The 12,661-nt window shown below is 73.1% G+C and carries 16 protein-coding genes; 7 read left to right on the top strand and 9 right to left on the bottom strand.

Annotation, left to right across the window (positions count from 1 at the left end):
* Complete coding sequence (locus IRX98_RS01950) at positions 1–441, top strand: hypothetical protein (protein WP_224273455.1); 441 nt, start codon at positions 1–3, stop codon at positions 439–441.
* On the opposite strand, the gene IRX98_RS01945 is transcribed toward IRX98_RS01950, so the two are convergent.
* Entirely contained in the window at positions 413–1,846 is a 1,434-nt protein-coding gene (locus IRX98_RS01945; RefSeq protein ID WP_224273454.1) for an FAD-dependent oxidoreductase, read from the bottom strand. The genes IRX98_RS01950 and IRX98_RS01945 overlap by 29 nt on opposite strands.
* Positions 1,847–2,170: 324 nt before the next feature.
* Positions 2,171–2,851 (bottom strand): HAD family hydrolase, encoded by a 681-nt coding sequence (locus tag IRX98_RS01940; RefSeq protein ID WP_224273453.1) that lies wholly within the window; start codon positions 2,849–2,851, stop codon positions 2,171–2,173.
* A gap of 133 nt (positions 2,852–2,984) precedes the next feature.
* Here IRX98_RS01940 and IRX98_RS01935 point away from each other — a divergent pair, with 133 nt between their 5' ends.
* Together IRX98_RS01935 and IRX98_RS01930 are read left to right on the top strand one after the other, a co-directional pair.
* Positions 2,985–3,653: an ANTAR domain-containing protein gene (locus IRX98_RS01935; protein ID WP_224273452.1), complete on the top strand. Its 669-nt coding sequence runs from the start codon at positions 2,985–2,987 to the stop codon at positions 3,651–3,653.
* A 75-nt stretch (positions 3,654–3,728) separates the two neighbouring features.
* Positions 3,729–4,394, top strand: coding sequence for a helix-turn-helix transcriptional regulator (locus IRX98_RS01930; RefSeq protein WP_224273451.1), 666 nt, complete (start codon positions 3,729–3,731; stop codon positions 4,392–4,394).
* A gap of 7 nt (positions 4,395–4,401) precedes the next feature.
* Here IRX98_RS01930 and IRX98_RS01925 read toward each other — a convergent pair whose 3' ends face one another.
* The 4 genes from IRX98_RS01925 to IRX98_RS01910 all read right to left on the bottom strand — a co-directional run bounded on the left by IRX98_RS01925 (position 4,402) and on the right by IRX98_RS01910 (position 6,819).
* A complete protein-coding gene (locus tag IRX98_RS01925; RefSeq protein WP_224273450.1) occupies positions 4,402–4,854 on the bottom strand; it encodes a hypothetical protein in 453 nt (150 codons plus the stop codon).
* A 10-nt stretch (positions 4,855–4,864) separates the two neighbouring features.
* A complete protein-coding gene (locus IRX98_RS01920; protein WP_224273449.1) occupies positions 4,865–5,584 on the bottom strand; it encodes a GAF and ANTAR domain-containing protein in 720 nt (239 codons plus the stop codon).
* A gap of 70 nt (positions 5,585–5,654) precedes the next feature.
* Positions 5,655–6,329: a DUF6766 family protein gene (locus IRX98_RS01915; RefSeq protein WP_224273448.1), complete on the bottom strand. Its 675-nt coding sequence runs from the start codon at positions 6,327–6,329 to the stop codon at positions 5,655–5,657.
* A gap of 82 nt (positions 6,330–6,411) precedes the next feature.
* A complete protein-coding gene (locus IRX98_RS01910; RefSeq protein WP_224273447.1) occupies positions 6,412–6,819 on the bottom strand; it encodes a hypothetical protein in 408 nt (135 codons plus the stop codon).
* 135 nt (positions 6,820–6,954) lie between these two features.
* Between IRX98_RS01910 and IRX98_RS01905 the strand changes: the two genes are divergently transcribed.
* From IRX98_RS01905 to IRX98_RS01890, 4 genes are all read left to right on the top strand, one after another.
* Entirely contained in the window at positions 6,955–7,383 is a 429-nt protein-coding gene (locus IRX98_RS01905) for a CBS domain-containing protein (protein WP_224273446.1), read from the top strand.
* A 118-nt stretch (positions 7,384–7,501) separates the two neighbouring features.
* Complete coding sequence (locus IRX98_RS01900) at positions 7,502–8,683, top strand: zinc-dependent alcohol dehydrogenase (protein WP_224273445.1); 1,182 nt, start codon at positions 7,502–7,504, stop codon at positions 8,681–8,683.
* A gap of 20 nt (positions 8,684–8,703) precedes the next feature.
* A complete protein-coding gene (locus IRX98_RS01895; RefSeq protein ID WP_224273444.1) occupies positions 8,704–9,636 on the top strand; it encodes an iron-containing redox enzyme family protein in 933 nt (310 codons plus the stop codon).
* Positions 9,633–9,842: a CDGSH iron-sulfur domain-containing protein gene (locus tag IRX98_RS01890; protein ID WP_224273443.1), complete on the top strand. Its 210-nt coding sequence runs from the start codon at positions 9,633–9,635 to the stop codon at positions 9,840–9,842. The genes IRX98_RS01895 and IRX98_RS01890 overlap by 4 nt, the downstream gene beginning before the upstream one ends.
* On the opposite strand, the gene IRX98_RS01885 is transcribed toward IRX98_RS01890, so the two are convergent.
* Genes IRX98_RS01885 through IRX98_RS01875 form a run of 3 tightly spaced genes read right to left on the bottom strand, consistent with a single transcriptional unit; the run spans position 9,839 to position 12,512 of the window.
* Positions 9,839–10,459 carry a methyltransferase domain-containing protein gene (locus tag IRX98_RS01885; protein WP_224273442.1) on the bottom strand — a complete coding sequence of 207 codons (621 nt, stop codon included), beginning with the start codon at positions 10,457–10,459 and terminating at the stop codon, positions 9,839–9,841. The genes IRX98_RS01890 and IRX98_RS01885 overlap by 4 nt on opposite strands.
* Complete coding sequence (locus IRX98_RS01880; protein ID WP_224273441.1) at positions 10,456–12,078, bottom strand: phytoene desaturase family protein; 1,623 nt, start codon at positions 12,076–12,078, stop codon at positions 10,456–10,458. Before IRX98_RS01880 ends, IRX98_RS01885 begins: the two co-directional genes overlap by 4 nt.
* Positions 12,075–12,512: an SRPBCC family protein gene (locus IRX98_RS01875; protein ID WP_224273440.1), complete on the bottom strand. Its 438-nt coding sequence runs from the start codon at positions 12,510–12,512 to the stop codon at positions 12,075–12,077. Before IRX98_RS01875 ends, IRX98_RS01880 begins: the two co-directional genes overlap by 4 nt.
* Positions 12,513–12,661: the final 149 nt, after the last annotated feature.

Here is a 12,661-nt window from a genome sequence, read left to right as displayed (position 1 = left end):
ATGCGCGCCCTCGTCCTCGCCCTGGCCCTGCTCGCCCCCGCCCTCGCCGGCTGCTCCGGAGGAGAGGCCGCGACCCCCGCGGTCAGCGGCAACGTCGTGGAGGAGGACGCCGCGGAGACCGCGGAGTGGCGCTCCGACGTGGAGGAGCACCTCGGCACCGACGTGTTCGACTTCCTCGCCCTCCAGCAGGCGGCGGCGCTCGACTGCCAGCGCACGGACGTCTCGTCGTGGTCGGTCGAGCTCGCGCTGAGCGGCGACGTCTCGACCTCCGCGCTCACCCGGATCGGCCTCGAGCACGCGTGCGCCGACGTGGTCGAGGCCTTCGACGCCGGCCTGGCCGCGGTCGAGCGGGCCGCTGACCCGCTCGACCTGGTGTGCGGCCCGGACGTGCGGCTCTCGTCGGAGGACCGCCTCAAGGCCGATCTGGTCTGCGGCGCCTGAGCGGCTGGGTCGCCGGGCCCTCCAGCACGTCACCGTCGCGCGTGAAGCGCGAGCCGTGCAACGGGCAGTCCCACGACTCCTCCGCGTCGTTCCACCGCAGTAGCCCGCCGAGGTGGGTGCACACGCCGACCACCCCGCACTCACGGGCGGTCGCGGCGGCACCGGCTCCGGGCAGCCGCTCGCGGGCGACCCGCGCCGCACCTGCGGCGACGGCGCCGGCGACCCCGAGGTTGATCCGCGCGACCTCGCCGAGCCCCGTCACGCTGGGCCGACGGCCGTGGAGGGTCCGGGCCCACGGCGGCACGCTGCCGAGAATGTCGCCGGAGATCGTGCGGGCGGCAGCGACCGCGTTGGTCATGCCCCACTTCTCGTAGCCGGTGGCGACGTGGATGCGCCCGCGCGAGCCCGGCAGCCGGTCGACGACCGGCACACCGTCGGGGGCGCTGTAGTCCTGCGCGGACCAGTGGTGCGTCTCGACCGCATCCGGGAAGTACGTCGCGCTCCACGTCCGCAGCGCGTCGAGGTGCTCGAGCTCGGACGCAGTGCGGCCCACCACGTGGCCGCTGCCGCCGACGACGAGCGTGTCGCCGGGGGCGTCCCGCAGCGAGCGTGAGTCCGAGCCGCCGGACAGGTACATCCCGTCCAGAGGTCCACCGCCCGACAGCGCGAGGGCGTAGGAGCGCTGGGGCTCGAGCCGCGCGAAGTGGAGTCCGCGGTCGAGCACCGGCGTCCCGGTGGCCAGGACGACCTGCGCGGCACGCAGGACCTCACCGCCCTCGAGGTGGACGGCGGGCTCGCCGGTCAAGGAGACCGAGGTGACGCGCTGGTGCTGGTGCAGGGTGCCGCCGTGCTCGCGCAGCTGCACCGCCAGGGCGTGCAGCACCTCCATGGCGTCGAGCTGGGCCTGGTCGTGCAGCACCGTGGCCCCGACGTGCGGGACGGGCACGTCGAGCCGGTCGTGCCACGACACGGGCAGGTCGAGGGAGGCGGCTGCCCGGTGCTCGGCGCGCACGGAGTCGAGCTCGGTCGTCGTGGCGGCGTACGTCACCGCCGTGCGGCGCTGCACGGCGACGCCGTGGTCGTCGCAGAACCGCAGCAGCCACTCCATGCCTTCCCGGTTGGCCTGGACGTAGGCCGCGGCCACCGCCTGCGAGCGGTGGCGCCGGATGCGGGACAGGTGGGTGCCCTGGAGCAGCGAGACCTTGCCCGTGGTGCGCCCGGTGGTGACGGCGCCGACCTCGCGAGCCTCCACGCACGCCACGCGCAGGCCCGCGCGGGCGAGCAGGAGCGCGGTCGTCAGCCCGGTCAGCCCGGCGCCGACGACGACCGTGTGGAGCGTCTCGTCCGGCCCCGGCAGCGCGTCGTCCGCGACCGCCGCGGCTCGGTCCAGCCAGAGCGAGGTCACGCCTCGTCCTCGGCCTCGTCGTCCGGGTCGTTGACCGGGTCGGTGTCGAGATGGGTCTGCGGGTCGGCCATGGGGTCGGGTTTCGGGTCGTCGGACGGCATCGCTCGTGTCCCCTTTCGTGGAGGTCGTGACGTCGGGTCCCGTACCCCCGTCAGGCGGATATGAGTCGCGTGCATGAACAGCTCTCGGTGGGGTACCTCACTCCTACGCCGGGGCGCCCCGCCGCGTCCCGGCGGCCAGACCCACCAGGCCCGTCGCGGGCCACCTCCCGTACGCCGTGCGAGGAGCCCGCGATGGGTCTCGTGCTGTCGGTCCCGGCGGCGTTCAGTGCGAGCGGAGCGGGCCCTCGTCGAGGTGCTGGAGAAGGTCGCGGGGGCCGTCGTGGACCCAGGACGCCCCGGCCGAGAGCAGCCGCTCGGCGCTGACACCGCCGCTGCGCAGCCCGATGCAGCGTGCGCCCGCAGCCTCGGCGGACAGCGCGTCCCACACCGCGTCTCCCACCACGACGGCCGGACCGCCACCGGCGCGTGCGACGGCCAGCTCCACCAGGTCGGGAGCCGGCTTGCTGGCGGCGCCGTCGGAGGCCGTCACGACCGCGGTCAGGTGACGGCGTACGTCGAGCAGGTCGAGGAGGTCGTCGACGAGGTCGGTCGGCGACGAGGACGCCACGGTGACGGGGTGCCCGTGCGCGACGAGGGCCTCCACCAGGTCGGAGGCGCCGTCGAGCGGCGGGACCGAGCGCAGCACGGACCGGAAGTGCTTGTCGTGCAGGGCCCGGACGTCGTCGCCGACCGCGTCCTCGGCCGCGTCGCCCGCCACGTGGGCGACCAGACGGTCGCCGCCCATGCCGATGGACTCGTGCACCCGCATCGCGCTGACGTGCCGGCCGACGTCGTGGAAGGCGGCCTGCCAGGCCACGACGTGCTGGTAGACCGAGTCGACGAGGGTGCCGTCGAGGTCGAGCACGACGACGGGCGGGGACGGCTGCTGGGCGATCACGAGCACGCCAGTACCCCGCCCCGCGGACCCTCATGCGCCACGCGGGCGCACGCCCGGGCGGGTGTGGTGTGCCCGCACCCGGCGGAGGACCATCGGGGCAGGAGATCATCCGGTGTCGAGGGGGGCGAGGAGGATGGCCATGGAGTTGCTGCCCGAGAGCCGCGAAGCCCTGGACGAGTACGTCACGCCGTCGCTCGACGACGTCGAGACGCTGCTGCGGGTCATCGAGGGCTGGGCCGTGCGCGCGGTGCCCGAGTGCGTGGCGCTCAGCGTCACGCTGCTCGACGAGGACCTGACCTTCACGCTGGTCGACGACGCGACCGCCAGCGGCGCGCGGAGGACCGTCGAGGATGCGACGCCGGCCGGCGCGGCGGAGTCCGCGGAGGACGCGTACGCGCTCGACGAGCGCGGCTGGGCCGCGATGGCCCGCGAGCGCGCCTTCAGCGGCATCGAGAGCACCGTCTGCCTGCCGGTGGTCGAGCACGGGCGCGCGGTGCTCAACATCGACCTCTACGCCTCCACCGCCCACGCCTTCCGCGACCGCATCGACGGCCTCGTCGAGGCGCTCGGTGCCTGGCAGGCAGGGGCGGTGACCAACGCCGACCTCGGCTTCGACACCCTGCGGCGGGCCGAGGCGGCCCCCGAGCGGCTCCGCGAGCAGCGCCTGGTCGACGTCGCCGTCGGCCTCGTCGCCGCGCGTGCGGGCGTCACCACCGACGACGCGCTCGCGCTCCTGCGCCAGGGCGCGACCGCCGCCGGCATCTCCGAGAGCCAGGCGGCGACAGTGGCGCGGACCCTGCTGTCCTGACCCCGTCGGACCGAAAGGTCGCTGAGAGTCAGGTCACCCGGCGCATGGGCCCCGCCCATCGGGGTACCGGGGGCCATGGAACGACACCCTGCACCCGCCGCCCGACACATCAAGGTGGCGATCCTGGACGAGAGCGAGCTCGTCGTCCACGGACTCCGCACCATGCTCGATCCCCACGCCGCCATCGTCTCCGTGGTGCCCCACCGCGCCGGTGAGCCCGCACCCCTGTGCGACCTGACCCTCTACGAGCCCTCCCGCCGTGCGGTCGGAGCGCGCTCGGCGCCCAAGCGCTTCCCCACCCGCATGGTGGCCTACGGCTGGGACTGCAGCCCCGAGGTCGTCTCGACCGAGATGTCGCGCGGCGCCGCCGGCTTCGTCAGCAAGTGGCTGCCCGCCCGCCGCCTGGTGTGGAACCTGCTCCAGATCGCCGACGGACGCACCGTCGTCGATGCCTGGTCGGGCCAGCCCGAGGCGACGCGTCCGGGCACGGAGAAGTGGCCGCTCACCCAGCGCGAGACCGAGGTGCTCTCGATGATCGCCTCCGGCAAGGCCAACCGCGACATCGCCGAGGAGACGAACCTCAGCATCAACTCGGTGAAGTCCTACATCCGCGGTGCCTACTCCAAGATCGAGGTCACGTCGCGCTCGCAGGCGGTCCTCTGGGCCATCCAGCACGGCCTGCTCGTCCCCGGTGAGTCGGCGACGGACAACCTCCGCGTCTCCCACCCCGCCCGGGTCTGAGGGCGGCTCAGCCCTCCCGGCCGCTCGGCGCGCCGGGAGTGGCTTCGTGGCCCGTGCGCCCGTGGGTGCGGCGCAGCTCCTTCATCTCCGCCTCGAAGATGTGGCGTCGCCCCTCGACCAGCTCGTCCAGCGCACGCTGGTGCAGGCCCTTGGCCCGCGCGTAGAAGCCGTCGTCGAACGCCTCGACCATCTGGAACGACCACATCCCCGGCAACGGGTTCGCGCCGAGCGCGTCGCGGTCGAGGGCGTCTGCGAGGTCGTCGTGCCCCGCGGCACGGACCAGCTCCGTCGCCTCCTCGAGCGTGGTCTCGGCGCTTCCCATCAGCCGGTGGAAGGCGTAGAGGTGGCCGCGTGCGTCCTCGACGTGGTCGAGTGCGGCGGACAGCTTGCCCAGCGCCTCGACGGTCTCGTCGCTCACGCCCTCAGGACGTCGGTGCTCGGCATCGCGCTCGTCGCTCATCCCCCGACCCTCACACCTGCTCCGCGCTCCCACCACCCTCCAACGGATGATCGGGCAGTCCCCGCTCGGCGACCACCCTGACGGCGAGGTCGCGCAGCTTGACGTTCTCGTGCGAGGAGATGCGTCGCATGACGTCGAAGGCCCGCTTCTCGTCGAGGCCGTAGCGCTCCATGATGATGCCGGTCGCCTGGCCGATCACGGTGCGTGACTCCAGCGCCATCGCCAGGTGCTCGTCGTTGAGGGAGCGCGCCAGCGCGACCGCCGACATGGCTGCGACGACCTGGCCGTGGACCACGTCGTCGTCGGAGAAGGCGTGCGGCGTCCGGGAGTAGACGTTGAGCGCGCCCCACGAGTCGTCGTCACGGGTGAAGAGCCGGAAGCTCAGGCTCGAGCGGATCCCCAGCTCCTCCACCATCGTGGCGCCCCACGTCGGCCAGCGGGAGTCGGTGGCGAGATCGTCGACGCGGACCGTGCAGTGCCGGCGGATCGCCTCGCGGCACGGTCCCTCGCCCAGCTCGTACTGCCACTCGTCGAGCTCGCGGAGCCGCTCGTGCGAGGCCACCGGCGTGCGCAGCCGACCGTGCTCGATGATCGAGACGCCGACGTAGTCGGCCGCGGCGAAGAACTCCGGGGTGATCTCGACGAGCTCCTCGAGCGTGTGCGGCGTGTCGTCCGCGGCGTTCAGACGACGTACGGCTTCGGCGAGCTCGTGGTGGAACTGTTCGGTCATTTCCCGGCCTCCCTCGCACCCGGACTACGCCAGACTGGCACTGCCGACACCGGTCCGCAAGACGCCCGTGTCAGCCCTCGATCCCCGTCGCTCCATGGGGCTCGCCGACCGGCTTGCTCTGTGAGGAGCCGCGCTGACGGAGGTAGATGGCGAGCACGGCCAGGGTGCCCACGGCGAGGAACTCGCTCTGCCAGTTCTGGAGCGTGCGCGACCAGAAGTCCGCGTTGCGGACGTAGTCGGACCACGCGAGCGGGACCTGGAGCTGCTGGAGGCGCTGCTCGTTGAAGGCCGCCCACCCCGCCACCGACTGGACCAGCCACGACCCCAGGAAGATCGCCCCCATCACGATCGCCAGGCTCGAGGAGTAGACCCGTGTGCGCCAGCCACCGGTCCTGGCCCACGCGGGGGAGTCCGGCAGGGCGTGCGGACCGACCTTCTGGTCCTCGTCGGACTCCCGGCCCGCCTTGTCGAGCTCCTTCGACTCCGGCGAGCCCTTCTGCAGGAGCCAGACGGTGGCCATGAGGTACACCCAGAACTGGAGGAACTCGCTCTGCCAGTTCTCCGCCACGTCGACGGCGAAGTCCGACGATGCGACGTACGCCGTCCACGACACCGTGTCGAAGTGCTCGGCCGACTGCAGGTCGTTGAGCTGGAGCCACCCGGCCACGGACTGGCCCGCCAGGCTGACCAGGAAGAGGAGGCCGAAGGCGAGGCTGAGGGCGTTGTGCCGCAGGAACGTGCGCATCACACGTGCCTCAGTGCGACGACGAGCATGACCAGCAGACCCACTGCGATGACGGTGAGGTAGGCGACGAACATGGCGCGCATCAGGGCATCCCCACCGCACAGTCGTAGGGCTTGCCCGCGACCGGGTCGCACGCCGCCGCCACGACCAGCCAGCGACCGTCGAAGCGCGACAGGAAGAGGGTCTCGGAGCCCACGACGGCCCGCGCCATCGTGTCGAAGACCTCCACCTCGGTGGTGTCCGAAGGTGCGCCGACGTCCTCCTCCAGCACCGCCTCGGCGCAGGGGGAGCCGGAGGTGTCCTCCAGCTCGGTGCGGACGGGCGGGGCAAGCAGGGCGCAGGCGCCCGCGCCGTCCCCGCTGTCGACCGCGTCCAGCAGGCCGGTCGCGACGCGGGCGACGTCCGGGTCCTGGGCGCCGCCGCACGCCGCGACCAGCACGGCGACGGCGGCGACGGCCGTCAGACGGATCACGAGACGCAGCGGACTCACCGCTCAGGCGTACCACAGCAGTCGCCTGGGGGCACCGGTCTCCCACCCCGTCGGACCGGGCGGAGGAATCGTCGGGCGATCGTCGGGTACCGGATCTGCTCCCATCCGCCGACAGCAACAGGAAGTGAGAACGTCATGACCACTGCACGCGAAGTGATGACAGGCGGCGCCGAGTGCGCGTCCGTCGACGACACCGTCTCCGAGGCGGCTCGCAAGATGCGCGACCTGGAGGTCGGTGCGCTGCCGATCTGCGGCGAGGACAACCGCCTCAAGGGCATGATCACGGACCGCGACATCGTGCTGAACTGCGTGGCCGAAGGGATGGACACCACGCAGGTGCGCGTCGCGGACTACGCTGGCGACGAGGTCGTGACGATCGGCGCCGACGACGACATCGAGGAGGCGCTCGCCACGATGGCGCGCGCCGGCGTGCGCCGGCTCCCCGTCATCGACGGCCACGACCTGGTCGGGATGATCAGCCAGGCCGACATCGCGAAGAACCTCCCCGAGGAGAAGGCCGGGCGCCTCCTCGAGGCCATCTCGGCCGCCCCCTCGACCGACTGAGGTGCGAGGCTCCGGCCCCGGCCCCCGTTCGGGGGTCGGGGTCGGAGTGCCTCACCCGTCCTCACCCGACCGAGCGGGTCCGACGCATGGACCGCGCGCGCGTGGGAACTGATGGTCCATGAAGGCAGTCACGTGGCAGGGCAGGCAGGACATGCAGGTCATCGACGTCCCGGACGCGGTGGTCGAGGAACCGACCGACGTGGTCGTGGAGATCACCTCGACGGGGTTGTGCGGGTCCGACCTGCACCTCTACGACCCGCTCACCCCGTTCATGACCGAGGGCGACGTCGTCGGTCACGAGCCGATGGGCATCGTGCGCGAGGTCGGCTCGGCGGTGGAGACGCTCCAGGCCGGCGACCGCGTAGTCGTGCCGTTCAACATCAGCTGCGGCTCGTGCTGGATGTGCGATCGCGGCCTCTTCAGCCAGTGCGAGACCACGCAGAACCGCGACACCGGCACCGGCGCGAGCCTCTTCGGCTACAGCAAGCTCTACGGCCAGGTCCCCGGCGGCCAGGCCGAGCTCCTGCGCGTCCCGTTCGGCGACGCGCTGCCGATCAAGGTCCCGCACGGCCCCACCGACGACCGGTTCCTCTTCCTCTCCGACGTCCTGCCCACCGCATGGCAGGCGGTCGAGTACGCCGACGTCGAGGACGGCGGCACCCTCCTGGTGGTCGGCGCCGGCCCGATCGGCGACATGGCCGCACGCATCGCGATGCACCGCGGCCTGCGCGTCATCGCCGTGGACTCGGTCCGCGAGCGCCTCGCCCGCCTGCACGGACGCGGTGCGGAGACGATCGACCACACCGAGGTCGACGGCATCGGGGACCGGGTGCGCGAGCTGACCGACGGTCGCGGCGCCGACGCCGTCATCGACGCGGTGGGCATGGAGGCCCACGGGTCACCCGTCGCCGAGACCGCCCAGAAGGCGCTCGCCTTCCTGCCCAAGAAGGTGCAGGAGAAGCTCATGCTCAACGCCGGGTCGGACCGGCTCGCCGCCCTGATGAGTGCCATCGACGCCGTGCGCCGCGGCGGCACCATCAGCGTCTCCGGCGTCTACGGCGCCCCGACCGACCCGCTGCCGATGTTCCAGCTGTTCGACAAGCAGGTGCAGATCCGGATGGGCCAGGCCAACGTGCGCCGCTGGAGCGACGACATCCTCGCCCTGCTCGAGCAGGAGGACGACGTGCTCGGCGTCGAGTCCTTCGCGACTCACCACCTGCCCCTCGAGGACGCCCCGGAGGCCTACCGGAAGTTCCGCGACAAGGAGGACGGCATGGTCAAGGTGGTGTTCACCCCGTGAGGCTCCCCAAGCCTCGGGGCGTGCTGAGCGAGTGGCTCGTCGCCCGCCTCGCGGAGCCGGGCCTCACCGGCGAGGCTCCAGCGCCGGACTCCCGGGACGACGAGTCCATCGCGCTCTGGACGCTGCACGAGCTGTCCTTCCGCGGCTTCGAGGACGCCGACGAGCGCGCGGAGTGGGACCCCGGTCTCCTCGGCGTGCGCCGCGACCTGGAGGAGGCGCTCGAGGAGCGCCTGCGCTCGCGGTGGTCCGAGGCCGGCCGCGACTCGACGCCGCGCGCGGGCGGCGTACCCGAGGCGCTCGAGGAGCTCGTCGCCGAGGACGACGGCCCGTCGCTGGCCGACCACGTCCGCCGCCACGCCGACCGCGACCAGGTGCTCGAGCTGCTGCGCCAGCGCTCGGTCTACCACCTCAAGGAGTCCGACCCCTCGGCCTTCGTCGTCCCGCGGCTGCCGGTGCGTGCCAAGGCGGCGCTGATGGCGCTCCAGTTCGACGAGTACGGCGACGGCGATCCCAACCGGCTCCACTCCCACCTCTTCGCCCGCGGGCTCGAGGCCGTCGGCCTGAGGCCCGAGTACGGCGCCTACGTCGACGACGCCCTCACCGAGAACCTCGAGATGAACAACGCCGGGTCCCTCTTCGGCCTGCACCGCCGCCTGCGCGGTGCGGCGATGGGTCACCTGGCCGCGTTCGAGATGACCAGCTCGCTGCCGTCGCGCAAGATGGTGCAGGGGCTCGACCGGCTCGGCCTCGCCGGACCGATGGCGGACTACTACGACGAGCACGTCGAGGCCGACGCCGTCCACGAGCACCTCGCGGCCCGCGACATCTGCGGCACCCTGGCCGAGGACGAGCCCGACCAGGCCGAGGACATCCTCTTCGGCGCCTTCACGTGCCTCGACGTCGAGGCGCGCTTCGCGACCGTCATGCTGGACACGTGGGGGGTCGCGGGATGAGCGCGCGCGACTTCGACCATCCCGACGTCGTGCTGGTGCCGTACGGACCGATGCTGCTGCGCGGCGCCGAGTCGGTGCAGGACGCCGACGGCACTGTTCACCGTGTCGAGCGCCCGGTCGTGGCGCTGTGCCGCTGTGAGAAGTCGAGCCGGCTGCCGTGGTGCGACGGCACGCACAAGGTCATCCCGCGAGGGCCCCGGACCTAGCCGGGCCGGTCGATGCGGGCGAGCACGCCGCGATCGTGCTGGCGCAGCTCGGGCATCGTGAGGGTGCCGTCGGTGAAGCACTCCTCGTGTGCCAGTGCGGTGGCCTGGGCGACGGTGCCGAGCTGGAGGACCGCCGAGCCGCCGGGCGCTAGGTGCTCGGCGACCACGCGCAGGCACGCGCGTGCCACGTCGAGGCCGTCGTCGCCACCGTCGATGGCGCTCAGCGGGTCCTCGGGGAACTGACCTGTCTCGGAGCGAGGCACCCACGGCGGGTCGGCGATGACGACGGGGAAGACCTCGTCGTCGGCGAGCGCGGTCTCGAGGCGCGCCTCGCGCACCTCGACCCGGTCGGACATGCCGGCGCTCTCCGCGTTGGCCCGCGCGTAGTCGCACGCGACGGGGCTCGCGTCGACGCACACCAGCCGTCGGTCGCTCGCCGCGACGGCGAGCAGGCCGATGTGCCCGGCGCCGGCGCACAGCTCGAGCACCGGCCCGTCAGGTGCGGTGCGGATCAGCTCCGCTGCCCACTCGGACTGCGCCGCGGTCCACTCCCGCGGTCGCAGCACGCGGTCGTCGAAGGCGATGGTGAGCAGGCCGAAGGCCAGCGTGTCGGTCATGGGGCCACCAGTCTCGTGCGTCGTCGGGGCAGTGAGTGGGTGCGCTGGTGCCAGATCGCCGCGCGGGCCGCGTTGGCCCCGGCCGCTCCATGCACGCCGCCGCCGGGGTGGGCGGAGGCCGAGGCGAGGTAGAGCCCCGGCAGCCCGGTCGTCGCGCGACCGCGCATGGCGGGCACGGGCCGGAAGACCAGCTCCTGGTGCAGCTGGGAGGTGCCGCCGTTGACCGCGCCACCGATCAGGTTGGCGTTGCGTGCCTCGAGCTCGTGGGGACCCAGCACGCGGCGTGCGGCGACCAGGTCGCCGAAGCCCGGCGCGCGTTCCTCGATGCGCGCCTGCATGCGGTCGGCGAAGCGCTCGAGGTCGTCGTGGTCCCACCGTCCGCTGATCTCGCCGCCCGCGTCGGCGCGGGTCATGCCCGGTTGCGGCACGTGGGTGTAGGCCCACATCGACTCGGTGCCGGCCGGCGAGCGGCTGGGGTCGCTGGTGGTCATCTGGCCGGTGAGGAGGAACGGCCGATCCGGCACGACGCCGGAGCCGACCTGCGCCAGCGTCTCGGTCATCTCCTCCACGGAGTCGGCCACGTGGACGGTGCCCGGCGCGTCGTCCGGTCGTCCGGTCCACGGGACCGGCCCCGTCAGCGCCCAGTCCACCTTCACGGTGCCAGGGTCGAGCTCGAAGTCGCGCATCCCGCGCACCAGGCGGGCAGGCAGGTCCTCTGTCCGCACCAAGCCGCCGAACAACCGCGGGGCCACCACGTCGGCGAGCACGGCGGGGGCGGCGTACCAGCCCCCATCGGCCGTCACCACGCCGCTCACCCGCCCGTCGCGCACGACGACGCGCGTGACGGGGGTGCCGGTCGCCAGGGTGCCGCCGCGACTGACCAGGCGGGCGACGAGGGCGTCGGTGAGCGACTGCGCGCCGCCACGCGGCACGGGGAAGCCGACCGTCTGCCCGAGCATCGTCATCAGCACCCCGAAGACGCCGGACCCCGGGGAGGCCAGCGGGAAGTCGGCGTGGCCGGCGTTGCCGGCGAGAAGCAGGGGCGCCGCCGGCCCGGAGAAGAGCTCGCGCCCCAGGGACGCGACCGGCGTGGCCAGGCGGCGTACGACGTCGAGGCCGCCGGCCCGCGCCAGGGCGGGCAGCAGCCGCGCGCCGGCACGGACGGGTGGGAACGGTGAGGTGAGGCCGTCGACGAGGGACGGACCGATGCGGTCCCAGGTGGCGCACAGCTCGAGCCACGCCTCGCCGTCGCCGGCACGCAGCTCGTCGAGCCCGGCGGCGGTGCGCTCGCGGTCGCGGTGCAGCAGGGCCCACTGCCCGTCGCCGAAGGGGTGGCCGAGCACGGCCGGGGCGTGGTCCCACACCAGTCCGTGCTCCTCGAGACCCAGCGAGGTCATCGCGCGCGAGGCGCGCGCGAGGGGGTAGAAGGCGCTGAAGGTGTCGTGGACGAAGTCCGGGTGCACCTCGCGGTCGCTGCGGACCGCTCCGCCCGGGGTGTCCTGGGCCTCGAGGACCAGCACGCGCCAGCCGGCGTCGGCGAGCACGTTGGCGGCGACGAGCCCGTTGGGGCCGGCGCCGATGACGATCGCGTCGTGCGTGGCAGCCGCGGCCACCCTCACCGGGCCCGGCCCTCCGCCACGAACGCGAGGCGGCGCAGGGTCTCGGTGTTGCGCAGGTGGAGCTGGACGTCCTGCACCGGCTTGGGCACGAGGGCGCCGGGGCCGGCGGTCGCGTTCTCCACGATCGTCACGACCGTGGCGTCGGCGGTCGGACGCAGCGAGATCTCGACGCGTGCCTCGCCCGCGGGCCAGCCGCGCGCCTTCAGGACGATGCGCCGGTCCTCCTCGACCTCGAGCACCTCGGTGGTGTCATTGATGAGCAGTGGCCACGTGCCGACGCTGTGGTGCAGGCGGGACCCCACCGCGGGCCACGTCTCGTCGACGTCGCGCATCCGGGACGCGCCCACCACGAAGAGGGGGTAGAGCCACCCGTCGGAGAGGACCGACCAGACCTGCTGCGGGCTCGCGGAAATCGCGCGGCTCGTGGTGCTCATGCGAGGTTCTCCGGCATGCGGAGGCCGTACCCCCGCAGGCGCGGCGCCATGCGCGTGAACTCCATCCCAAGGTAGGTGTCGCGTTGAACGACGGTCGGGCGAGGCGATAACTTTCTGACTGACTCCAGAACACGGGTCGCAGATGAACG

It is taken from the genome of Nocardioides lacusdianchii (assembly GCF_020102855.1).
GTDB lineage: Bacteria > Actinomycetota > Actinomycetes > Propionibacteriales > Nocardioidaceae > Nocardioides > Nocardioides lacusdianchii.
The sequence above is the reverse complement of the archived record's forward strand: the minus strand, read 5'-3'. Positions and strand labels throughout refer to the sequence as shown.

Coding starts and splice junctions, on each gene's coding strand:
- IRX98_RS01950 (WP_224273455.1), top strand. CDS start 1: ATGCGCGCCCTCGTCCTCGCCCTGGCCCTGCTCGCCCCCGCCCTCGCC.
- IRX98_RS01935 (WP_224273452.1), top strand. CDS start 2,985: ATGGAGTTGCTGCCCGAGAGCCGCGAAGCCCTGGACGAGTACGTCACG.
- IRX98_RS01930 (WP_224273451.1), top strand. CDS start 3,729: ATGGAACGACACCCTGCACCCGCCGCCCGACACATCAAGGTGGCGATC.
- IRX98_RS01925 (WP_224273450.1), bottom strand. CDS start 4,854: ATGAGCGACGAGCGCGATGCCGAGCACCGACGTCCTGAGGGCGTGAGC.
- IRX98_RS01920 (WP_224273449.1), bottom strand. CDS start 5,584: ATGACCGAACAGTTCCACCACGAGCTCGCCGAAGCCGTACGTCGTCTG.
- IRX98_RS01915 (WP_224273448.1), bottom strand. CDS start 6,329: ATGCGCACGTTCCTGCGGCACAACGCCCTCAGCCTCGCCTTCGGCCTC.
- IRX98_RS01905 (WP_224273446.1), top strand. CDS start 6,955: ATGACCACTGCACGCGAAGTGATGACAGGCGGCGCCGAGTGCGCGTCC.
- IRX98_RS01900 (WP_224273445.1), top strand. CDS start 7,502: ATGAAGGCAGTCACGTGGCAGGGCAGGCAGGACATGCAGGTCATCGAC.
- IRX98_RS01890 (WP_224273443.1), top strand. CDS start 9,633: ATGAGCGCGCGCGACTTCGACCATCCCGACGTCGTGCTGGTGCCGTAC.
- IRX98_RS01885 (WP_224273442.1), bottom strand. CDS start 10,459: ATGACCGACACGCTGGCCTTCGGCCTGCTCACCATCGCCTTCGACGAC.
- IRX98_RS01875 (WP_224273440.1), bottom strand. CDS start 12,512: ATGAGCACCACGAGCCGCGCGATTTCCGCGAGCCCGCAGCAGGTCTGG.